This window comes from Streptomyces sp. C10-9-1, from assembly GCF_024497955.1.
GTDB lineage: Bacteria > Actinomycetota > Actinomycetes > Streptomycetales > Streptomycetaceae > Streptomyces > Streptomyces sanyensis.
This window is the reverse complement of record NZ_JANHKP010000002.1, coordinates 62671-84057: the sequence shown is the minus strand read 5'-3', so window position 1 is coordinate 84057 and position 21387 is coordinate 62671. Positions and strand designations below refer to the sequence as shown.

Below are 21387 nucleotides of genomic sequence, written 5' to 3'. Positions count from 1 at the left end.
CGCGCCGGTCCGGGCAGGATCAGGGTGACGGGATCTCCGCGTGCCGCTGCACCCAGGCGTGCATCGCGACGGCCGCCGCCGCACCGGCGTTGATGGACCGGGTCGAACCGAACTGGGCGATCGAGCAGACCATCTCCACGTGGGCGCGCGCCTCCTCCGTCAGCCCCGGCCCCTCCTGCCCGAACAGAAGAACGCAGCGGCGCGGCAGCACGACGCGCTCCAGCGGGACGGCGCCCGGCAGGTTGTCGATCCCGATGACCGGCAGGCCCTCCGAGGCGGCCCACCCGGTGAGCGACGCGGTGTCCGGGTGGTGGCGCACGTGCTGGTAGCGGTCGGTCACCATGGCGCCGCGGCGGTTCCAGCGGCGCCGGCCGACGATGTGGACCTCCTTGGCGAGGAAGGCGTTGGCGGTCCGCACCACGGACCCGATGTTGAAGTCGTGACCCCAGTTCTCGACCGCCACGTGGAAGTCGTGGCGCCGGGTGTCCAGGTCGGCGACGATCGCCTCCCGTGTCCAGTAGCGGTAGCCGTCCACGACGTTGCGCCGGTCGCCTCCGGCGAGCAGCTCGGGGTCGTAGTGCTCGCCCCGGGGCCAGGGCAGCGGATGCGGGCCGACGCCGACCTCGGGCCCGTAGCCCTCGTCGTACTGCCGGGGTTCTTCCTCGGTGGTGCTCACCCCACGAGCGTACGTCCCGGTCCGGAGCCCTCCGCACCGTCGGCCCGTCCCGGGGGCGCCTGCCCGCCGGTGCCGCCGGCCGGGGCCCCGGCCGCCCGCGGGGCCGGTACGGTCGCGGCCGCGGCGCCGCCCCCGCGCCGCCGCGAGGGAAGCCGGCGCAGCAGCCCCTCGCGCAGGCCCGCCGCCCGGGCCCCCAGCCAGACCAGGAAGACCGTCGGCAGGAAGACCGCGTCGGCGGAGATCATCGCCAGCGAGAAGAACGGCAGCCCGAGCAGGACCGCGATCCCCGCGTGCTCCATGATCATGATGACCAGCAGTACGTTCTTGACCTTGCGGTTGAAGAGCGTGAAGGGGAACGCCACCTGCACGAGGACGGTGCCGTAGGTGAGCACCAGCACCAGGAGGCCGCTGGCGGCCAGCAGGTCGGAGACCGCGGGCCAGGGCGTGAAGTACTCCAGGTTGAGCGGGTAGTACAGGGCCGTGCCGTCCTGCCAGCGCGAACCCTGCACCTTGTACCAGCCCGCGGTGGCGTAGATGAGGCAGACCTCCGCCATGATCACCAGCAGTGCCGTGTTGTGCACCAGGTTGGCCACCACGTCGAGCGCGAGGCGGTGCTGGCTGCCCGGCGCGTACCGGGTCACGAGCCACCACAGTCCCTGTACCGACCACAGCAGCCAGAACAGCCACAGGACGAGCTCACCGGTCTCGTTGAGGAGGGTGCCGGCGATCAGCCCGGCCCCGAGGACACCCCACAGCACCGGTCCGGCGACGTCCCGGACGGGAGCGCCCCGCTCCGCCCTGGCGGCCCGTCGCGCGTCGAGGGACCACACCGAGGCGCACCGGGTCAGGACCAGGTAGATCGCCATCAGGTGCACCACGTTGTCACCGCCGTCACCGACGAAGACGGAGCGGTTCTGGAGCGAGAGCACGCCGAACATGAACAGCGCCGAGGCCGCACGGGTGCGCCAGCCCAGCACCAGCAGCAGGCTCGACAGCGCGGACAGCGCGTAGACGGCCTCGAACCAGAAGGCGCCGTCGGTCCACAGCAGGCCGGTGAAGGCGTCGTTGTCGGCCAGGAGTTCGTGCCCCAGCTGCCAGCCCCACGGGCCGTCCGGGCCGTACAGCTCATGGCGGTTCGGGAACTCGAAGAGAAGGAAGGCGAGCCAGGTGGCGCCGAAGCCGATGCGCACGATCGCGCTCTGGTACGGGCCGAAGGCGTTGGCCGTGACCCGCTGGAAGGCGCGAGCGGCCCTGCGTTCCACGGCGGTGGTCAGCTCGGGGTCCCCGCCCTCCGCAGGTCCCGGGGTCACGTCCCGCCCGCCGCTCATCGGGCCTCCTCCGTCCGTCCGCCGGTGACGCCGCCGGGCAGGTCGGCGGCGGTGACCGTCCACCACGGCTGCACGTTGTACACGGGGCGGGTGTCGACCTTCTCGGGGCTCCACGAGGGCGGCTCGATGGCCTGCGAGGAGGACCTCAGCTGGATCCGCTGGACGGCGCCGCCCAGCTCCGCGCCCTCCAGGCGCTGCATGGCTATCCGGCGCAGGTAGCGCTCGGAGAGGCGGGCGCGCAGGCCGTCCGGGCGGGCGCCGTCGGCATGGGCCCCGAGGTAGAAGTCCCAGCCCCGGCGGAGCTGGTTCTGGTGGATGTGGCTGGGGAGGAGGTTGCCGCGGATCGCCTCGGCGTCCCGCTCCGTCAGGTTGATCCAGTCGCTCGTCCGGCGGCTGCCCCCGGCGTCCGTGTACTCGGCCCGCGCCTCCACCGAGATGTTCTGCTGGAGGGGGTTGGGGGCGAACAGCTTCCAGTTCTGCTCGAACTCCGGGTACACCCACGCCTGCACCGCGTCGCCGTGCCGTTTGGTCAGCGTGTTGGACGGCGCCACGTGGAGGAAGACCATGGCGAGATGGACGCAGGCCACGGAGGCGATGCCTGCGGCGCACACGGCGGCGAGCACCCGGTAGGGCGTGGACAGCCCCGCCACCCCCGCGAGGGGCGGCCGGTGCGCCGCCGGGTCGGAGGGGCTGGGGCCCTGCTCGGCGGCCGACTGGGGGGCGGGCTGCCCGGACGGGGTCCGCTCGGCGGCCGGCTGCGGGGGCGGACCGGCGGGCGGTGCCCCGTCCTGTGTACCGCTCGCCTGCTCGTAGGACTCCATCCCCGCCCCGATCCCCAGTCGTCCACGTCGGTCATCCACAGGGTTGACACCCTAAGGGCCCTCGACCGACCATTGAAGCCAGTGAACCGAACGATCGGTCGGTAGGGAGTCCGGATGACGTCAGTGACCACGGAGGCGTACGAGGCGGCGTTCGACGCCGCCGTGGCCGCCGACGAGCGCATCGAGCCGCGTGACTGGATGCCGGAGGCCTACCGGGCGACACTCATCCGCCAGATGGCCCAGCACGCCCACTCGGAGATCATCGGCATGCAGCCGGAGGCCAACTGGATCACCCGGGCGCCCTCCCTGCGCCGCAAGGCGATCCTCATGGCCAAGGTCCAGGACGAGGCGGGCCACGGCCTCTACCTCTACAGCGCCGCGGAGACCCTGGGCGTGAGCCGGGACGAGCTGCTGGACAAGCTCCACACCGGCCGCCAGAAGTACTCGTCGATCTTCAACTACCCGACGCTCACCTGGGCGGACGTCGGCGCGATCGGCTGGCTGGTCGACGGAGCGGCCATCACCAACCAGGTACCCCTCTGCCGCTGCTCGTACGGGCCCTACGCCCGCGCGATGGTCCGGGTGTGCAAGGAGGAGTCCTTCCACCAGCGCCAGGGGTACGAGCTGCTCCTCGCGCTCTCGAAGGGGACACCCGCGCAGCACGCCATGGCGCAGGACGCGGTGGACCGCTGGTGGTGGCCGTCGCTGATGATGTTCGGCCCTCCGGACGACGCCTCGGCCCACTCCGCCCAGTCCATGGCCTGGAAGATCAAGCGCCACTCCAACGACGAGCTGCGCCAGCGCTTCGTGGACATCTGCGTCCCCCAGGCCGAGAGCCTCGGCCTCTCCCTCCCCGACCCCGACCTCCGGTGGAACGAGGAGCGCGGCCACCACGACTTCGGCGCCATCGACTGGAGCGAGCTGACCGAGGTCATCAAGGGCAACGGCCCCTGCAACGAACAGCGCCTCGGCCAGCGCCGTCGCGCCCACGAGGAGGGCGCCTGGGTCCGCGAGGCGGCCGCCGCCCACGCCGCCAAGCGGCGCACCGCACAGCACACCGAGCCCCGGGAGGCGACGGCATGAGCAGCTCGACCGAATGGCCGCTGTGGGAGGTCTTCGTGCGCTCGCGCAGGGGCCTGTCCCACACCCACGCGGGCAGCCTGCACGCTCCGGACGCCGAGATGGCCCTGCGGAACGCCAGGGACCTCTACACCCGACGCAGCGAGGGGGTCTCCCTCTGGGTGGTCCCCTCCGGCGCGATCACCGCCTCGTCCCCCGACGAGAAGGACCCGTTCTTCGAACCCTCGGCCGACAAGCCCTACCGGCACCCCACCTTCTACGAGATCCCGGAAGGGGTGAAGCACCTGTGACGGCGACGAGCATGGACACGGCGGCGGCACTCGCCCTCGGCGACGACGCCCTGGTGCTCTCCCACCGGCTGGGCGAGTGGGCCGGGCACGCACCCGTGCTGGAGGAGGAGGTCGCCCTCGCCAACATCGCGCTCGACCTCCTCGGCCAGGCCCGGGTGCTGCTCTCCCTGGTGGGCGACGAGGACGAGCTGGCCTACCTGCGCGAGGAGCGCGCCTTCCGCAACCTCCAGCTGGTCGAGCAGCCCGGCGGCGACTTCGCCCACACCATCGCCCGCCAGCTCTACTTCTCCGGATACCAGTACCTCCTGTACGAGCGCCTCGCCGCCGACGGCGGACCCCTCTCCGGGCTGGCGGCCAAGGCCGTCAAGGAGGTCGCCTACCACCGCGACCACGCCGAGCAGTGGACCACCCGCCTCGGGGACGGCACGCAGGAGAGCCACCGGAGGATGCAGCGGGCCTGCGACGCGCTGTGGCGGTACACCGGCGAGATGTTCCGCCCGGTCGAGGGCCTGGGCCTGGACGCGGAGGACTGGGTGCTGCTGGACGCCGCCTGGACGGCGCGCGTTACGGAGGTCCTCACCGGTGCCACCCTCACCGTGCCCGAGGGGCCGCGAGCGGACGCCTGGTCGGCCGGCGGCGGCCGGGAGGGCCTGCACACCGAGCCCTTCGGGCGGATGCTCGCCGAGATGCAGCACCTCCACCGCAGCCACCCGGGGGCGTCATGGTGAGCGGTGCGCGGGCGGCCGACACCCGGCTGGAAGCGGAGCTCCGCCGCCTCGCGGGCTCCGTATCCGACCCTGAGCTGCCGGTGCTCACGCTGGAGGACCTGGGCGTGGTCCGCGCGGTACACGTCCGTGGCGCCGGCCGGGTCGAGGTGGAGCTCACACCGACGTACACCGGCTGCCCCGCGATCGAGACCATGTCGGCGGACATCGAGCAGGTGCTCCACGAGCACGGGGTGGCCGAGGTCTCGGTGGTCACCGTGCTCGCCCCCGCGTGGTCGACGGACGACATCACGGCCGAGGGCCGCCGCAAGCTCACGGAGTTCGGCATCGCCCCACCGCGCCCCCACGCGGCGGACGGCCCGGTCTCCCTGACCCTCTCCGTCCGCTGCCCGCACTGCGGCTCCACCGAGACGGAGCTGCTGAGCCGGTTCTCGTCGACGGCCTGCAAGGCCCTGCGCCGCTGTGTCTCCTGCCGTGAACCCTTCGACCACTTCAAGGAGCTGTAGATGTTCCATCCGCTCCGGGTCGGCGCCGTCGATCAACTCACCGACGATTCCGTGGCGGTCACCTTCGAGGTACCGCCCGAGCTGCACGACACCTTCCGCCACGTGCCCGGCCAGCATCTGGCACTGCGCCGCGTCACGGACGGCGTGGAGGTCCGGCGTACGTACTCGATCTGCGCGCCCGCCGTCCCGGAGGGCACCGCCCCCGTCCTGCGGGTGGGGATCCGGCTCGTCGACGGCGGAGCCTTCTCCACGTACGCGCTCAAGGAGCTCGCGCCGGGCGAGCTGGTCGAGGCCATGCCCCCGATGGGACGCTTCCTGCTGCCGCCCCGGCCCGGGTACTTCGCGGCCGTGGTCGGGGGCAGCGGCATCACTCCGGTCCTGTCCATGGCCGCGACCCTGCTCGCCGCCGAGCCGGAGGCCCGGTTCTGCCTGGTCCGCAGCGACCGCACGGCCGCCTCCACGATGTTCCTGGACGAGGTGGCCGACCTCAAGGACCGCTATCCGGACCGGTTCCAGCTGGTCACCGTGCTCTCCCGGGAGGAGCAGCAGGCGGGGCTGCCGTCGGGGCGGCTCGACGAGGAGCGGCTGGCAGAGCTGCTGCCCGCGCTGCTGCCCGTCGGAGCGGTGGACGGCTGGTACCTGTGCGGGCCCTTCGGGCTGGTGCAGGCGGCCGAGCGCGCGCTGCGGGGGCTCGATGTGGAGCGGGGCCGCATCCACCAGGAGATCTTCCACGTCGACGACGGTTCGGCTCCGGTCTCCGGGGCACGGGCGGCTGCGCCCGCGCATGCCTCGCTGACCGCGACGCTGGACGGCCGGTCGGGCACCTGGCCCGTCCAGGAGGGGGAGTCGCTCCTGGAAACGGTGCTGCGCAGCCGTGCGGACGCGCCGTACGCCTGCAAGGGGGGTGTGTGCGGCACCTGCCGGGCGTTCCTGGTCTCCGGCGAGGTGCGGATGGACCGCAACTTCGCGCTGGAGCCGGAGGAGACCGAGGCCGGCTACGTGCTCGCGTGCCAGTCGCATCCGGCCACCGGCACGGTGGAGCTGGACTTCGACCGGTGACGTCGGTCCGGCAGGAGCGGCCCGTGCCCGTACCGGAGGGGCGGGCGGACCTGCCCCTGCCCTGCGGGCGGGTGGCGCCGCGGCGGCCGCGACCGGCCCGGTGGGCGCGCTCCCGCACGCAGGGGCAGGGACATCCGGGCCGGGGGCTGGGCCTTCCGCCCCGGCCGGTGCGGTCTCGGCACCTCCCGCCGGGACCGGTCGGGCGGGCCGGGTGGGGACGCCGGTCGTGCGGCGAGCCCCTCAGAGAACGTGGGCGGGGACTCCGCTCTCGGTGACCATGGGCCGTCCCGCGCCCTCCCAGGCCAGCATCCCGCCGTCCACGTTCACCGCGTCCAGCCCCTGCTGGACCAGGTACTGCGTGACCTGGGCGGACCGGCCGCCCACGCGGCACATCACAAAGGCACGGCGGCCGTCGGCCAACGCCTCGGTGACCTGGCCGAAGCGTGCCACGAAGTCGCTCATCGGCACATGCAGCGCGCCCTCGACGTGCCCGGCCGCCCATTCATCGGCCTCCCTGACGTCCAGGACCAGGCCGTCGGCCGGTACCGCAGCGGCTTCCACGCTGGGCAGCGGGGCGAAGTTCATGGGCGATGCCTTCTCTCGTACGGGAACGTCGTGGGATCGGGCGCGGCTCCGGCCCACCGGTGGGCGGGGCCCTGAGCCCTGAGCCCTGAGCCCTGAGCCCTGAGCCCTGAGCCCTGAGCCCTGAGCCCTGAGCCCTGAGCCCTGAGCCCTGAGCCCTGAGCCCTGAGCCCTGAGAAAAACTACTCCACCAGGCTCGCGAGTTCCCGCTCCCGATCGGCAACCTGGGCCAGCAGCTGCTCGGCGATCTCGTCGAGCAGCGCATCGGGATCGTCGGGCGCCATCGTGAGCATGGCGCCGATGGCACTCTCCTCCAGTTCCCGTGCCACCGCAGTGAGCAGTTCCTTCCGCTGCGACAGCCACTCCAGCCGGGCGTAGAGCTCCTCGCTCTCGCTCAGGCGCGTCTCGGGCGATGCCGGGCCCGCCTCCCACTCCTCGGCCAGACGCTCCAGCCGCTCCACGTCGCCCAGCGCGTAGGCCGCGTTCACCCGTGTGATGAACGCGTCGCGGCGCTTCCGCTCGCTCTCGTCCTGCGCAAGGTCCGGGTGGGCCTTGCGGGCCAGCTCGCGGAAGAGCCGACGTGCCTCCTCGCTCGGCCGCACGCGCCGGGGGGCGCTGACAGGCCGGTCCGTGAGCATGGCCGCCGCCTCGGGGGAGAGGCCGTCCCCGTCCATCCAGTCGTGGAAGAGCTCGTCGACCCCCGGCATGGGCTGCACCAGCGCACGTGCCTCGCGCGCCCTGCGCAGGTCCTCGGCATCGCCGCTGCGGGCGGCCCGCGCTTCGGCGATCCGGGCGTCGAGCTCGTCCAGCCTGGCGTACATCGGCCCGAGCTTCTGGTGGTGGAGGCGCGAGAAGTTCTCTACCTCCACCCGGAAGGTCTCCACGGCGATCTCGAACTCGATCAGCGCCTGCTCGGCCACGCGCACGGCGTGCGCGAGCCTGTCCTCGGGCCGCTCCTGCGCGTCGGGGGGCACCGCATGGTCCTCGTCGTTCCGGGTGGCCTGTCCCCCGGTGGCTTCCTCGCTCACCCGTCCAGACTAAGGGCGTGGCAGGCCACCGGGTCACACACCCAGCTCAGCGGCTATCCGGCCGTTCTTGACGGCCGTCAGGAGGTCCGCGTGATCGGCCTCCGTCCGGTCCGCGTAGGTCACGGCGAAGGAGGCCACCGCCTCCTCGAACTCGTCGCTCTTCCCGCAGTACCCGGCGATCAGACGGGGATCGGCGCTGTGGGCGTGCGCCCGGGCGAGCAGGGCACCGGTCATCCGCCCGTAGTCGTCTACCTGGTCCGGCGCGAGCGCCGCGGGATCGACGCTGCCCTTGCGGTTGCGGAACTGCCGGACCTGGAAGGGCCGCCCGTGCACCGTGGTCCAGCCGAGCAGGATGTCGCTCACCACCTGCATCCGCTTCTGCCCCTGGACGACCCTCCGCCCCTCGTGGGCGACGTGCCGCACGGCGAAGCCCGCCGCCCGCAGATGGGGTTCGAGCACCGAGGGCCGAGCCTCCTTCACCTGCAGGACCAGCGGATCGCCCCGGTGGTCGAGCAGCAGGACCACATAGGAGCGCGTGCCGACGCTTCCGGTGCCGACGACGCGGAAGGCCACGTCCTGGATCGCGTACCGGGCCAGGAGCGGGAGGCGGTCCTCGGAGACGGTGGCGAGATAGGGGCCGAGCGATGCGGCGACGGCGGCCGCCTCCTCGTCCGGCACCCGGCGCAGCACGGGCGGTGCGTCGACGAAGCGGCGCACGCGCCGTCCGTCGGCGTCGTGGACGCTCTCGGTGGACTTGGCGGCGAAACGCGCGCTGGTGTTGTTCCGTGCCTTCGCCGATACCCGCTCCAGGGTGCCGAGGAGGTCCCGGGAGTCGGTGTGGGAGACGAGCTCCTCGTCGGCGATCGCGTTCCAGGCGTCCAGCACGGGGAGCTTGGCCAGCAGGCGCATGGTGCGGCGGTAGGCGCCGACGGCGTCGAGCGCGGCCGCCCGGCAGACGTCCTCGTCCGCGCCGGCAACACGGCCCGCGAGGACCAGCGACGCGGCAAGGCGCTTGACGTCCCACTCCCAGGGGCCGACGACGGTCTCGTCGAAGTCGTTCAGGTCGATCACGAGGCTTCCGCGGGCGTCCCCGTAGAGACCGAAGTTGCCCGCGTGCGCATCGCCGCAGAGCTGGGCCTCGACACCCGTGACCGGCGTCCCCACGAGGTCGTGCGCCATCAGCCCCGCGGATCCGCGGAGGAAGGCGAAGGGCGAGGCTGCCATCCGGCCGACGCGGATCGGGGTCAGCTCGGGAACCCGGCCTCGGCCGGACTCCTCCACCGCCCGGACGGCGTCCGGGCGGTCCTCGGTGAGCACGAGCGAGTCGTGGTCCGCACGGGGCACTCTGCCCCGCAGCTCCTTGCCCAGCGCCTTGGGCGAGAGCCCCTCCGCCTCGGGCCCGGCCGGGCGGGTGACGAACCCGGGGACCACCGGGATGCGCACCGGCCCCTCGCCCCCTGATTCCGGACGCTGCCCCGGTACCCACACCTCGGCCTCGCTCATGCCGCTGCCTCCCCCGTACGCGGACGCCGTCCGCCGTCCGCCGCCGTTCCGACCGATGAATGCCCCGACCGTACAGTCGCGCGGCACGGGCCGTCTCCCTCTGTGGAAACCGCCCTGTGGAAAACCCCGGAGACGTCTCCCACCTGCGCCCGGACCGGGTCCCGCCGCCCCGGGGCCCACCACGGCGGCCGATCCCGGAGGACGCGTCGGGCAGCACGGCGCGCTGCACGCTCCCCGCGGGGCGGGGCGGCACGTTGCGCACCCGCGCTCCCCGCGGACGAGCGGTGACCCGGGAGGCCGCCCCGCGGCACCGCCCGGCCGGCCCTCGGCAGGGGGACACCGGCGCAAGGGTGCGCGCCCGCGCCCGCCCGGAGCACGCCCCGTCCGTTCCCCGGGACACGGCACGCCTCGGCCGGGCCCCGGCCCAGCCGGTGGCGCCTCCCCCGCCACCGGTGCCGCGCCGACGGCTCCCGCGCCGGGGCCCGGGCACGGGCCGGGCGGTCAAGCCGAACCGGGCCACGGGTCCGCCCTGAGGGCCGGAACCTGTGGCCCGCCCGGGAGGGAAACCGGAGGGGGACGGGCGCATTCACGAGGGAAGGGGTATCCCGGGGGCCACGGAGCGGCACCCGGGATCCATCCAGGCCGGGCCGGCACGTCGGGCCGGCACCCGGTCGCACCCGGTCCGAGGGCCGCGGGGCAGGAAGAACACCGGCGACGGCCGCCCGAAAGGTCGGGAGGCCGTCCCAGGAGACCGGGCGTCGCCTCCGGCGGCAAACCCGCGGGGCACCCGTCCGGGACACTGCGTGCGCCCGCCCGCCCCCTGAAACGTGACTGCGCCCGCACATGAGAAACGGGCCCCCACCGGGACTTTCGTCCGGTGGAGACCCGTCTCCTCTGTGCGCGAGGGGGGAGTTGAACCCCCACGCCCTTGCGGGCACTGGAACCTGAATCCAGCGCGTCTGCCTATTCCGCCACCCGCGCATTGGGTGCTGTCGTTCGGCTGCCTCACCTGCTGTGGTGCTGCCCCCTGGCGACATGCAGAAGATTAGCACGCTGCACGGGGTGGGTTCACATCCGTTTGTTTCGGAGGCCCGCGGAGCGAACAGGAAGGTGAAGAGCCAGGGCGCACGCGGGCACGGAACGGAGACGGTCTCCCCCAGTCCTCCTGTATGCCCCCCGGGTGCGGGACACTGTCCGAAGGCCCCCTCTACGATCCGTGTGAGAGGTGACACTCATCAACGGGGCAGCCAAGGGGAACCAGCCGTTTTCCCCGCGCGTGGATACGATCAGTAAGCAGTACCAGGGCGACAACGACGGAGGAGGTGCCCCATGGGAGTCCTGAAGCGTTTCGAGCAGCGTCTCGAAGGCCTGGTCAACGGCACCTTCGCCAAGGTGTTCAAGTCCGAGGTCCAGCCTGTCGAGATCGCCGGCGCCCTCCAGCGCGAGTGCGACAACAACGCGACGATCTGGAACCGCGACCGCACCGTCGTCCCGAACGACTTCATCGTGGAGCTGAGCGCCCCCGACTTCGAGCGGCTGAGCCCGTACTCGGGGCAGCTGGGCGACGAGCTCTCCGGCCTGGTGCGCGACTACGCCAAGCAGCAGCGCTACACCTTCATGGGACCGATCAAGGTCCACCTGGAGAAGGCGGACGACCTCGACACCGGCCTCTACCGCGTGCGCAGCCGCACCCTGGCGTCCAGCACCTCGCAGACACCCGGGTCCCAGGCGGGGCCCCAGGGGGGCGGATACGGCTACCCCCCGGTGGGCGCCCCGCCGATGCCCGCCGCCCCGCCGCCGGGAGGCTCCCGGCCCGGGCCCCCCGCGGGCGGCCAGCGCCCGCAGGGCCCCGGCACCCCGCAGGGTGCCCACGTACGACGCTGGATCGAGATCAACGGCACACGCCATCAGATCTCCCGCCCGACGCTGGTGCTCGGACGCAGCACCGACGCCGATGTGCGGATCGACGACCCCGGCGTCTCCCGCCGGCACTGTGAGATCCGGACCGGAACGCCCTCGACGATCCAGGATCTCGGGTCTACCAACGGCATCGTGGTAGACGGGCAGCACACCACCCGCGCTACGCTCCGCGACGGCTCGCGGATCGTCGTGGGCAGCACCACCATCGTTTACCGGCAAGCCGAAGGGTGAAGCGGGGGCAATGTCAGAGCTGACCCTGACGGTCATGCGGCTAGGTTTCCTGGCCGTCCTGTGGCTGTTCGTGATCGTGGCCGTGCAGGTCATCCGCAGTGACCTGTTCGGCACGCGCGTGACGCAGCGCGGCTCGCGCCGCGGAGCGGAACCCCGCCCGCAGCAGCGCCAGGCGCCGGCACCGCCGCAGCAGCGGCAGCAGCAGAGCGGCGGCCGCCAGCGCCGGGGGGCGCCGACGAAGCTGGTCGTCTCGGAGGGGACGCTCTCGGGCACCACGGTCGCGCTCCAGGGCCAGACGATCACGCTCGGGCGGGCGCACGACTCCACCATCGTGCTGGACGACGACTACGCCTCCAGCAGGCATGCCAGGATCTACCCCGACCGGGACGGCCAGTGGATCGTGGAGGATCTCGGGTCCACCAACGGCACCTATCTCGACCGGACCCGCCTCACCACCCCGACACCGATTCCGCTGGGCGCGCCGATCCGTATCGGCAAGACCGTCATCGAGCTGCGGAAGTAGTACGACAATGAGCGAGCGGAGCGAGCGAGCCGCAGCGGTCGCCGGCGGCGACCGGCACCGGCTCCCGACCGGAGGGTGGGCAGTGTGGCTCGAGACCGGCTGTACCCCGAGCCGACGGGCGAGGTGCGCATGAGTCTGTCTCTGCGTTTCGCCGCCGGGTCGCACAAGGGCATGATCCGCGAGGGCAACGAGGACTCCGGTTACGCCGGTCCCCGGCTGCTCGCGATCGCCGACGGCATGGGCGGCCAGGCGGCGGGGGAGGTGGCCTCCTCGGAGGTCATCTCGACGCTGGTGACGCTCGACGACGACGTGCCGGGCTCCGACATCCTCACCTCGCTCGGTACGGCCGTGCAGCGCGCCAACGAGCAGCTCCGGATGATGGTCGATGAGGACCCGCAGCTGGAGGGCATGGGCACCACGCTCACCGCCCTGTTGTGGACCGGCCAGCGCCTCGGCCTGGTACACGTGGGCGACTCCCGCGCGTACCTGCTGCGCGACGGCGTGCTGACGCAGATCACCCAGGACCACACCTGGGTGCAGCGCCTCGTCGACGAGGGCCGCATCACCGAGGAGGAGGCCACCACCCACCCGCAGCGCTCCCTGCTGATGCGCGCCCTGGGCAGTGGCGACCACGTGGAGCCGGACCTGTCCATCAGGGAGGTCCGGGCCGGTGACCGCTACCTCATCTGCTCCGACGGCCTGTCCGGCGTGGTGTCCCACCAGACGATGGAGGAGACGCTCGCCAGCTACCAGGGCCCGCAGGAGACCGTGCAGGACCTGATCCAGCTCGCGCTGCGCGGCGGCGGGCCCGACAACATCACCGTGATCGTGGCCGACGTGCTCGACACGGACTCGGGCGACACCCTGGCCGGCCACCTCAGCGACTCGCCCGTGGTCGTCGGCGCCGTGGCCGAGAACCAGCACCAGCTCAACGACGGCGGTGCGATGCAGACGCCCGCGGGCCGGGCCTCCGGCCTGGGCCGCTCCTCCTCCGGCGGCGGCTTCGGCCCGCCGGGATCCGGGGCAGGGTACGGCGGGATGCCGCCCGAGGGCTCCTTCGACTCCTACACCGACGAGGACTTCACCAAGAAGCGCGCCGGGCGGAAGTGGCTGAAGCGCTCCTTCCTCCTGGTGCTCGCCCTCGCGGTGGTCGGCGGCAGCGCCTACGGCGGCTACCGCTGGACGCAGACCCAGTACTACGTGGGGTCCAACGAGGAGCACATCGCCCTCTACCGCGGCATCAGCCAGGACCTCGCCTGGGTCTCGCTCTCGGAGGTGGAGAAGGACCACCCCGAGATCGAACTCAAGTACCTACCGCCCTACCAGCGCAAGCAGGTCGAGGCGACGATCACCGAGGACAGCCTCGGCAAGGCCCGCGCCAAGATCCAGGAGCTCTCCCGGCAGGCGTCCGCCTGCAAGAAGGAGGAGCAGCGCCGCGAGGCGGCCGACAGCGCGAGTCCACCGCCGCCCGCCGAGAGCGAGGCGGAGGAATCCGCCGGGACTCCCGCGACCCAGGGCGAACAGACCAAGCCGAACGCAGCCTCTCCCTCTCCGGGTCCCACCCTCTCGGAGGAGGAGCAGAAGCTGGCCTCGAACTGCGGCAAGCAGTAGCGGGCCGTAGGGGGCCTTCTCCACCATGAGCGTTGTCACCAACACGACCACGATCGGCGCGATCGACGCGCCGAGCCGGCGGAACACCGAGCTGATGCTGCTCGCCTTCGCCGTCGCGATCCCGGTCTTCGCGTACATCAACGTGGGCCTCGCCCTCGACGGCGAGCTGCCCGCGGGCGTCATCGGCTACGGGCTGGGCCTCGGCCTGCTCGCCGGTGTGGCCCACATCGTGGTGCGCAGATTCGCCAGGTACGCCGATCCGCTGCTGCTGCCGCTGGCCACCCTGCTGAACGGCCTCGGCCTGGTGCTGATCTGGCGCCTCGACCAGTCCCCGCGGCTGATGGCCCGGCCCGACTTCAGCGCCCAGGCCACCAACCAGCTGATGTACTCGGCGCTCGGCATCGCGCTCTTCGTGGGAGTGCTGCTGGTCCTCAAGGACCACCGGGTGCTCCAGCGCTTCACCTACATCTCGATGGCCGTCGCGATCGTGCTCCTGCTGCTGCCGCTGGTGCCCGGTCTGGGCGCTGACGTCTTCGGCGCGAAGATCTGGATCCGGGTCGGGGGCTTCTCCATCCAGCCCGGCGAGTTCGCCAAGATCGTCATCGCGGTGTTCTTCTCCGGCTACCTGATGGTGAAGCGGGACGCGCTGGCCCTGGCCAGCCGCCGCTTCATGGGGCTCTACCTGCCGCGCGGGCGCGACCTCGGCCCGATCCTCACCATCTGGGCGATGAGCCTGCTGATCCTCGTCTTCGAGAACGACCTCGGAACCTCGCTGCTGTTCTTCGGCATGTTCGTGATCATGCTGTACGTGGCGACCGAGCGGACCAGCTGGATCGTCATCGGCCTGCTGATGTCCGCGGGCGGCGCCGTGGTGGTCGCCTCCTTCGCCAGCCATGTGCAGTCCCGTGTGGCCGCCTGGCTGGACCCCTTCGGCTGCCGCGAGTCGGCCGCGGCGGCCGGCAACGGCAACATGCTGAACGCCTGCGACCAGATGACCCAGGTGCTGATGTCCTTCGGCGCGGGCGGCACCATCGGTACCGGGCTCGGCCAGGGCAACTCGGACCTGATCGGCTTCGCCACCAACTCCGACTTCATCTTCAGCACCGTCGGCGAGGAGCTCGGGCTGGCCGGCGTCATGGCCTTCCTGCTGCTCTACGGGCTGATCATCGAGCGTGGCGTACGGACCGCGCTGGCCGCCCGCGACCCCTTCGGCAAGCTGTTCGCGATCGGGCTGTCCGGCGCCTTCGCGCTCCAGGTCTTCGTCGTGGCCGGCGGCGTGATGGGCCTCATCCCGCTGACCGGTATGACGATGCCCTTCCTCGCGGCCGGTGGTTCGTCCGTCATCGCCAACTGGGCCCTGATCGGCATCCTGATCCGCATCAGCGACACCGCGCGCCGTCCGGCACCCGCGCCCGCCCCGTCCCCTGACGCCGAGATGACCCAGGTGGTCCGACCGTGAACAAGCCCCTGCGCCGAATCGCGATCTTCTGCGGACTGCTGGTCCTCGCCCTCATGATCCGCGACAACTGGCTCCAGTACGTCCGTGCCGACGAGCTCAACACGCACAAGCTCAACAAGCGCGTCGAGATCGAGCGCTACGCGCACGCCCGCGGCAACATCGTCGTCGAGGGCAAGGCGATCACCGGCTCGGAGGAGACGGACGACACCTACTACAAGTTCAAGCGGACCTACACCAACGGCCCGATGTGGGCACCGGTGACGGGCTACGCCTCCCAGGTATTCGGGGCCAACCAGATCGAGAAGCTTGAGGACGGCATCCTCAGCGGCAACTCGGACCAGCTCTTCTTCGACCGCACCATGGCCATGTTCACGGGCGACGAGAAGAAGGGCGGCAACGTCGTCACCACCCTCAACGCCAAGGCCCAGGAGGCCGCGTTCAAGGGGCTCGGCGACAAGAAGGGCGCCGTCGCGGCGATCGACCCCAAGACGGGCAAGATCCTCGCGCTGGCGTCCACGCCCTCCTACGACCCGTCCTCGTTCGCGGGACGGCTCAAGGACGACGAGAAGGCCTGGGTCTCGCTGACCGAGGACGAGGACAAGCCCATGCTCAACCGGGCGCTGCGCGAGACCTACCCGCCCGGTTCCACGTTCAAGGTCGTCACGGCGGCCGCGGCCCTGGAGAACGGGAAGGTGGACGACATCAACGCGGCCACCGACACCCCCGAGCCGTACATCCTCCCCGGCACGGCCACGCCCATGGTCAACCACGCCCAGGGCTGCGAGAACGCGAGCCTCAACCGGGCCATGGAGGTCTCCTGCAACTCCGTCTTCGCCAAGCTCGGCGACGACGTGAGCCGGGACAAGATGGTCGAGATGGCGGAGAAGTTCGGCTTCAACAACCCCGAGATCGACACCCCCGTCCGTGCCGCCGCCTCGGTCTACGACAAGGAGATGAGCCGGGACGGCAACGCCCAGTCCGCGATCGGGCAGTTCAACACCGCCGCGACCCCGCTGCAGATGGCCATGGTCACCGCTGCCATCGCCAACGACGGCAAGCTGATGAAGCCGTACATGATCGACAAGCTGGAGTCCCCCGACCTGGAGGTCGTCCAGCAGAACGAGCCGGAGGAGATGAGCCGGCCGATCTCCGCGGAGAACGCCCAGCTGCTCCAGCAGATGATGGAGAACGTCGTCGAGCGCGGCACCGGCGGCAACGCGGCGATCCCCGGCGTGAAGGTCGGCGGCAAGACGGGCACGGCCCAGCACGGCGAGAACAACAGCAAGAACCCCTACGCCTGGTTCATCTCCTACGCCAAGGACGCGAACGGCTCGCCGGTCGCCGTCGCGGTCGTGGTGGAGGACAGCGACGCCCGCCGCGACGACATCTCCGGCGGCGGCCTCGCCGCACCCATCGCGAAGGCCGTGATGAAGGCAGTGCTCGACGACAAGTGACGAGGATCACTTCCGGCCCGGATACCTGCATGTTGCGATACCGGTCGGATATCAGCTGACGGTCCCGGGCGGATCACGCGGTTGCTGCCCGGTAGCGTATGCGCGAACAGCACACCGGCATTACCACACACAGGTGCGGTCGGGACTGACGGAGAGGGCTGGAAGGTTATGGAAGAGCCGCGTCGCCTCGGCGGCCGGTACGAACTGGGCTCGGTGCTCGGCCGCGGCGGAATGGCCGAGGTCTACCTCGCCCACGACACCCGGCTCGGCCGTACCGTCGCCGTGAAGACGCTCCGGGCCGACCTCGCCCGCGACCCGTCCTTCCAGGCCCGGTTCCGCCGGGAGGCCCAGTCCGCCGCCTCACTCAACCACCCGGCGATCGTCGCCGTCTACGACACCGGCGAGGACTACGTCGACGGGGTCTCCATCCCCTACATCGTGATGGAGTACGTCGACGGCTCCACCCTGCGCGAGCTGCTGCACTCCGGCCGGAAACTGCTGCCCGAGCGCACCCTGGAGATGACGATCGGGATCCTCCAGGCCCTGGAGTACTCCCACCGCAACGGCATCGTCCACCGGGACATCAAGCCGGCCAACGTGATGCTGACGCGCACCGGCCAGGTCAAGGTCATGGACTTCGGTATCGCCCGCGCCATGGGCGACGCCGGTATGACCATGACACAGACCGCCGCCGTGATCGGCACCGCCCAGTACCTCTCCCCCGAGCAGGCCAAGGGCGAGCAGGTCGACGCCCGTTCCGACCTGTACTCGACGGGCTGCCTGCTCTACGAGCTCCTCACCGTCCGGCCGCCCTTCGTCGGGGACTCCCCGGTGGCCGTGGCCTACCAGCACGTCCGCGAGGAGCCGCAGCCGCCCAGCTCCTTCGACCCCGAGATCACGCCCGAGATGGACGCGATCGTGCTGAAGGCCCTGGTCAAGGACCCCGACTACCGCTACCAGTCCGCCGACGAGATGCGGGCCGACATCGAGGCGTGCCTTGACGGGCAGCCCGTCGCGGCGACGGCGGCCATGGGCTCGGGGGGGTACGGCTACCCGCCGGAGGACCAGCCGACGACCGCGCTGCGCCAGGCCGAGCCGGCAGGGCAGACCGCGATGCTCCCGCCGGTCAACCCGGACGACGGGGGCTACGGCGGCTACGACGACCGGCCCGACCGGCGCCGCCAGAAGAAGTCCAGTACCTCGACGGTGCTGCTGGTGGTGGCGGGCGTCCTGGTGCTGATCGGTGCCATCCTCATCGGCAAAGCGGTCTTCGGTGTGGAGAACAGCGGCCAGATCAGCGTGCCGCAGCTGGTGGGCAAGACGCTGGAAGAGGCGCAGCAGTCGGCCGAGAACGCCAAGTTCACCCTCTCCCAGTCCGGCACGCAGCGCTGCGACCAGCCCAAGGGCAGCATCTGCAGCCAGGCCCCGACCCCTCCGGCCAAGATCGACGAAGGCGGCACCGTGTCGGTCGTCGTCTCCGAGGGCGCCCCGAAGGTCAAGGTCCCGGACGTCGTCGACCGCGACCGCGACCGGGCGACCGAGATCCTGGAGAAGGAGAAGTTCCAGGTCGAGGTGGACGAGGTGGAGTCCTCGGACGCCGAGCCCGGAACCGTCCTGAGCCAGGACCCGGAGGCAGGCCAGGAGGCGGAGACCGGCGCGACCGTCACCCTCACGATCGCCAAGCAGGCCAAGCAGGACCTGCCGAACGTCGTCTCCAAGCCCTTCGACGCCGCCAAGGCGCAGCTGGAGATCCTGGAGTTCGAGGTGGTCAGGGTCGACGTCGACTCGGACCAGCCGCAGGGCACCGTGGTCGCCCAGGACCCGCAGCCCGGCAAGGTCAGCAAGGGCGGCAAGGTGACCCTCCAGGTCTCCAAGGGCCCGCAGCAGACGCAGTCGCCGGTCCCCTTCGAGATCCTGGGCAAGCGGCTGGGCCAGGCGAAGCAGATCCTGGCGCAGGCGGGCTTCGCCAACGTCTCGGTGGCTCCCGGCAACCCGACGGAGGACAACGCCATCGTCCGCAGCTCCAACCCGTCCCCCGGCACGCCGGTGGACCCGGCCACCACCCCCGTCGTGCTGGAGACCTTCGGCGGCAACGACGGCGGAAACGGCGGGAACGGCGGAGGCTTCATCGGAGGCCTCGGCGGGGACGACTGACCCCGCCCGCGACACGACGCGGGAAGGCCCCGGCACCGTGGACCTGGTCCAGGAGGTGCCGGGGCCTTCCCGCGTTCCCGGTGGCCGCCTCCGCTGCCGGGGCGCCCGGTCGGAGACGGGGCCTCCAGGGGGAGCCCGGACGCCGGGGCCCGCGGGGACCGTCTCACGCACGCTCGCACGCTCCGCGCTGCCGGAGCCGTTCGGACCGCCCCCTCCGGAGCACGACGCTCCGCCGCGAGCGCACGCGGCGGAGCGTCGTGTGCCCCGCCCTCGGGCGGACGGCACACCGCCCGAGGGCGCACCGACTAGGAGGCGAGCTCCGCGGGCGGTGTGCGCTCCGCGTCCACCTTCTGGGTGCGTACCAGCTCGCCCCACACGATGTAGCGGTAGTCCGAGGTGAAGACCGGCGTGCAGGTGGTGAGGGTGATGTAGCGGCCGGGCCTGGTCCGGCCCGACTCCTCCGGCACCGGCTGGAGCACGTCCACGTTGTACTTCGACGTCTTCGGCAGGGTCTCGTAGACCTTGTAGACGTACCAGGTGTCCTTGGTCTCGAAGACGATCGGGTCGCCGTCCGCCAGCTTGTGGATGTTGTGGAACTTGGCACCGTGGCCGTCCCGGTGCGCGGCCAGGGTGAAGTTCCCCTGCTCGTCCCACGGCAGCGCGGAGGCGATCGGCTCGGTGTAGTAGCCGGCGACCCCGCCGTTCAGGGACGCGGGGTCGGTGCCCTTCGTGACGAGCACCTCGCCGTCGCCCATGGCCGGAACGTGGAGGAAGCCGATGCCGTCCCCGGAGTCGAAGGCGCGCGGTCCGGCGGCCGGGGTGCCGCCCGCCGCCCATCCTTCGCGCATCCGCTCACCCTGCTGCCGGGCCTCGCGGTCGGCGAGCACGTTGGTCCACCACAGCGAGTAGACGACGAAGAGCCCCAGCACGAGACCCGCCGTGATCAGCAGTTCCCCCAGGACGCCGATGGCACCGGCGATCCGGCCTCGCGCACGTGTCACTGCACCGTTCCCTGTCTTGACGTGTGTCGGCGTCCTGAGCGGTCCAGTACGCCGAGGCGCGGCCGTCAGCCGACGAGCGCGTCCGGTTTGCCCTCGCTGCGGGGCCGTTCGTCGACCATCTTGCCCCACACGATCATCCGGAAGGTACTGGTGAACTCGGGGGTACAGGTGGTGAGGGTGATGTAGCGGCCGGGTTCCTCGAAGCCCGAGCCGGCGGGGATCGGATCGATCACGGCCACGTTGGACGGCGAGGTCTGCGGCAGGATGCTCGCCATCTCGTAGGTGTAGTAGGTGTCCCGCGTCTCGACCACGATCGGGTCACCGGGCTTCAGGCGGTTGATGTAGCGGAACGGTTCACCGTGGGTGTTGCGGTGTCCGGCGACGGCGAAGTTGCCCTCCTTGTCCTGGGGCATCGCCGTCTTGAGCTTTCCCTCGCCGTAGTGGCCGACCAGGCCCCGGTCCAGCACCTTGTTCTTGTCGATGCCCTCCGCGATCGGCACGACCACGTCCAGCTTGGGGATGTACATGATGGCGAAGCCGGTGCCGGGCTCGAAGGCGTCGGGCTGCCGCGGGTCCTCGGCGTTGGCCCAGTCGTCCTGGATCTGGTTCGCCGCCCGGTCGGCCTGCTGGCCCGCCAGGACGTTGGTCCACCACAGCTGGTAGGTGACGAACAGCAGCATCACCACGCCGCAGGTGATGAAGAACTCGCCGATGGCCCGGCTGGCGATGACAGCGGGGCTGTCCTTGGCCGCCTTGGCCGCACGGCGGGCCTCCATGCGCGACATCGGCCGTCCCGGCTCCGCACCGGGGCCGGTCGGCTGCCTCGGGGCCGCCGGGGCGCTCCTGCGGCGGCTGCCCTTGCCCTTGGCGGCCCGCCGGCGTTCGGCCCGGCCCGGCCCGGGAGGCGCCTCGGGAGCCCCCGGTGACGCCACGGTGCGCAGCGCCACGGTCTCGGCGTCGGCCACGGAGGCGGGGTCGGCTCCGGCCGCGGAGGATGCCGTGCCCGAGGGCCGCTCGTCCCGTACGGGCGGCAGGACGGCCGTCTCCTCGCCCTCCACCGCGGGCCGGGTCCGCCCGCCCCGCGCATGGCGGGCCTCCGGCACCTCCGGGCGGTGCGGCGGCGGGGCCGACGCGGGGGCGCCCCCGCCCCGGGCGAGGGCGTCCGGGCCGGGAGGTACGGCTCCGGGGGGCGGAGGAGCGACCGGGGGCGCCGAGCCGTACCAGTCCTGTCCGTAGCCCTCGCGGTCGTACCAGTCGACGGGTTCCTCGGCGGGCCTGCGGAGGGCCCGGTCACCGGCCGGGCTGTCCGAGCCGGGAGCGGTGGGCTCCCCGGCCCACGGCGGTCCCTGGGCACCGGACGGCAGCGGACCGGTCAGCGGGTCGGTCAGCGGGTCGTACCCGCCGCCCCCGCCGCGGCCTTCGGGCACCTGGCCGTC

The 21387-nt window shown here is 71.9% G+C and carries 19 protein-coding genes and 1 tRNA gene; 11 read left to right on the top strand and 9 right to left on the bottom strand.

Going from position 1 to position 21387, the window contains the following annotated elements:
* Positions 1–19: 19 nt before the first annotated feature.
* Genes NPS70_RS02960 through NPS70_RS02950 form a run of 3 tightly spaced genes read right to left on the bottom strand, consistent with a single transcriptional unit; the run spans position 20 to position 2864 of the window.
* On the bottom strand, positions 20–676 hold the full coding sequence (locus NPS70_RS02960; protein WP_256522337.1) for a TrmH family RNA methyltransferase: 657 nt from the start codon (positions 674–676) through the stop codon (positions 20–22).
* Entirely contained in the window at positions 673–2004 is a 1332-nt protein-coding gene (locus tag NPS70_RS02955) for an HTTM domain-containing protein (RefSeq protein ID WP_256522336.1), read from the bottom strand. The genes NPS70_RS02960 and NPS70_RS02955 overlap by 4 nt, the downstream gene beginning before the upstream one ends.
* On the bottom strand, positions 2001–2864 hold the full coding sequence (locus tag NPS70_RS02950; RefSeq protein ID WP_256522334.1) for a DUF5819 family protein: 864 nt from the start codon (positions 2862–2864) through the stop codon (positions 2001–2003). Before NPS70_RS02950 ends, NPS70_RS02955 begins: the two co-directional genes overlap by 4 nt.
* A 75-nt stretch (positions 2865–2939) precedes the next feature.
* Here NPS70_RS02950 and paaA point away from each other — a divergent pair, with 75 nt between their 5' ends.
* The 5 genes from paaA to NPS70_RS02925 are packed head-to-tail and all read left to right on the top strand — an operon-like array spanning position 2940 to position 6485.
* Positions 2940–3908 (top strand): 1,2-phenylacetyl-CoA epoxidase subunit PaaA, encoded by a 969-nt coding sequence (paaA, locus tag NPS70_RS02945; RefSeq protein WP_256522333.1) that lies wholly within the window; start codon positions 2940–2942, stop codon positions 3906–3908.
* Entirely contained in the window at positions 3905–4195 is a 291-nt protein-coding gene (gene paaB / locus NPS70_RS02940; RefSeq protein WP_256522331.1) for a 1,2-phenylacetyl-CoA epoxidase subunit PaaB, read from the top strand. The genes paaA and paaB overlap by 4 nt, the downstream gene beginning before the upstream one ends.
* Positions 4192–4923, top strand: coding sequence for a 1,2-phenylacetyl-CoA epoxidase subunit PaaC (gene paaC / locus NPS70_RS02935; protein WP_256522330.1), 732 nt, complete (start codon positions 4192–4194; stop codon positions 4921–4923). Before paaB ends, paaC begins: the two co-directional genes overlap by 4 nt.
* Complete coding sequence (paaD, locus tag NPS70_RS02930) at positions 4917–5426, top strand: 1,2-phenylacetyl-CoA epoxidase subunit PaaD (protein WP_256522329.1); 510 nt, start codon at positions 4917–4919, stop codon at positions 5424–5426. Before paaC ends, paaD begins: the two co-directional genes overlap by 7 nt.
* On the top strand, positions 5427–6485 hold the full coding sequence (locus NPS70_RS02925; protein WP_256522328.1) for a 2Fe-2S iron-sulfur cluster-binding protein: 1059 nt from the start codon (positions 5427–5429) through the stop codon (positions 6483–6485).
* A 240-nt stretch (positions 6486–6725) separates the two neighbouring features.
* Here NPS70_RS02925 and NPS70_RS02920 read toward each other — a convergent pair whose 3' ends face one another.
* From NPS70_RS02920 to NPS70_RS02905, 4 genes are all read right to left on the bottom strand, one after another.
* Positions 6726–7070 carry a rhodanese-like domain-containing protein gene (locus NPS70_RS02920; RefSeq protein ID WP_256522327.1) on the bottom strand — a complete coding sequence of 115 codons (345 nt, stop codon included), beginning with the start codon at positions 7068–7070 and terminating at the stop codon, positions 6726–6728.
* A gap of 179 nt (positions 7071–7249) precedes the next feature.
* Complete coding sequence (locus NPS70_RS02915) at positions 7250–8095, bottom strand: hypothetical protein (protein ID WP_256522326.1); 846 nt, start codon at positions 8093–8095, stop codon at positions 7250–7252.
* Between the two features lie 33 nt (positions 8096–8128).
* Positions 8129–9598 carry a DUF2252 domain-containing protein gene (locus tag NPS70_RS02910; protein ID WP_256522325.1) on the bottom strand — a complete coding sequence of 490 codons (1470 nt, stop codon included), beginning with the start codon at positions 9596–9598 and terminating at the stop codon, positions 8129–8131.
* An 897-nt stretch (positions 9599–10495) separates the two neighbouring features.
* Positions 10496–10579: transfer RNA gene (locus NPS70_RS02905), tRNA-Leu, on the bottom strand.
* Between the two features lie 348 nt (positions 10580–10927).
* Here NPS70_RS02905 and NPS70_RS02900 point away from each other — a divergent pair.
* The 6 genes from NPS70_RS02900 to pknB all read left to right on the top strand — a co-directional run bounded on the left by NPS70_RS02900 (position 10928) and on the right by pknB (position 18950).
* Positions 10928–11749: a DUF3662 and FHA domain-containing protein gene (locus tag NPS70_RS02900; RefSeq protein WP_256522324.1), complete on the top strand. Its 822-nt coding sequence runs from the start codon at positions 10928–10930 to the stop codon at positions 11747–11749.
* 10 nt (positions 11750–11759) lie between these two features.
* Positions 11760–12272, top strand: a complete 513-nt coding sequence (locus tag NPS70_RS02895) for an FHA domain-containing protein (protein WP_256522323.1) — start codon at positions 11760–11762, stop codon at positions 12270–12272.
* Positions 12273–12401: 129 nt separating this feature from the next.
* Positions 12402–13883, top strand: coding sequence for a Stp1/IreP family PP2C-type Ser/Thr phosphatase (locus NPS70_RS02890; protein ID WP_256522322.1), 1482 nt, complete (start codon positions 12402–12404; stop codon positions 13881–13883).
* Positions 13884–13908: 25 nt separating this feature from the next.
* Entirely contained in the window at positions 13909–15342 is a 1434-nt protein-coding gene (locus NPS70_RS02885; RefSeq protein WP_256522321.1) for an FtsW/RodA/SpoVE family cell cycle protein, read from the top strand.
* Positions 15339–16796 (top strand): penicillin-binding protein 2, encoded by a 1458-nt coding sequence (locus NPS70_RS02880; protein WP_256522320.1) that lies wholly within the window; start codon positions 15339–15341, stop codon positions 16794–16796. The genes NPS70_RS02885 and NPS70_RS02880 overlap by 4 nt, the downstream gene beginning before the upstream one ends.
* A 168-nt stretch (positions 16797–16964) precedes the next feature.
* A complete protein-coding gene (gene pknB, locus NPS70_RS02875) occupies positions 16965–18950 on the top strand; it encodes a Stk1 family PASTA domain-containing Ser/Thr kinase (RefSeq protein ID WP_256522318.1) in 1986 nt (661 codons plus the stop codon).
* 305 nt (positions 18951–19255) lie between these two features.
* Here pknB and NPS70_RS02870 read toward each other — a convergent pair whose 3' ends face one another.
* Positions 19256–19951, bottom strand: coding sequence for a class E sortase (locus NPS70_RS02870; RefSeq protein WP_256522316.1), 696 nt, complete (start codon positions 19949–19951; stop codon positions 19256–19258).
* Positions 19952–20016: 65 nt separating this feature from the next.
* On the bottom strand, positions 20017–21378 hold the full coding sequence (locus NPS70_RS02865) for a class E sortase (RefSeq protein WP_374211939.1): 1362 nt from the start codon (positions 21376–21378) through the stop codon (positions 20017–20019).
* Positions 21379–21387 lie beyond the last annotated feature (9 nt).

Bases quoted from the DNA above. Each gene is read 5' to 3' on its own strand.
- NPS70_RS02955 (WP_256522336.1), bottom strand. From the start codon at position 2,004: ATGAGCGGCGGGCGGGACGTGACCCCGGGACCTGCGGAGGGCGGGGAC.
- paaA (WP_256522333.1), top strand. From the start codon at position 2,940: ATGACGTCAGTGACCACGGAGGCGTACGAGGCGGCGTTCGACGCCGCC.
- paaB (WP_256522331.1), top strand. From the start codon at position 3,905: ATGAGCAGCTCGACCGAATGGCCGCTGTGGGAGGTCTTCGTGCGCTCG.
- paaD (WP_256522329.1), top strand. From the start codon at position 4,917: ATGGTGAGCGGTGCGCGGGCGGCCGACACCCGGCTGGAAGCGGAGCTC.
- NPS70_RS02925 (WP_256522328.1), top strand. From the start codon at position 5,427: ATGTTCCATCCGCTCCGGGTCGGCGCCGTCGATCAACTCACCGACGAT.
- NPS70_RS02920 (WP_256522327.1), bottom strand. From the start codon at position 7,070: ATGAACTTCGCCCCGCTGCCCAGCGTGGAAGCCGCTGCGGTACCGGCC.
- NPS70_RS02910 (WP_256522325.1), bottom strand. From the start codon at position 9,598: ATGAGCGAGGCCGAGGTGTGGGTACCGGGGCAGCGTCCGGAATCAGGG.
- NPS70_RS02900 (WP_256522324.1), top strand. From the start codon at position 10,928: ATGGGAGTCCTGAAGCGTTTCGAGCAGCGTCTCGAAGGCCTGGTCAAC.
- NPS70_RS02895 (WP_256522323.1), top strand. From the start codon at position 11,760: ATGTCAGAGCTGACCCTGACGGTCATGCGGCTAGGTTTCCTGGCCGTC.
- NPS70_RS02890 (WP_256522322.1), top strand. From the start codon at position 12,402: ATGAGTCTGTCTCTGCGTTTCGCCGCCGGGTCGCACAAGGGCATGATC.
- NPS70_RS02885 (WP_256522321.1), top strand. From the start codon at position 13,909: ATGAGCGTTGTCACCAACACGACCACGATCGGCGCGATCGACGCGCCG.
- pknB (WP_256522318.1), top strand. From the start codon at position 16,965: ATGGAAGAGCCGCGTCGCCTCGGCGGCCGGTACGAACTGGGCTCGGTG.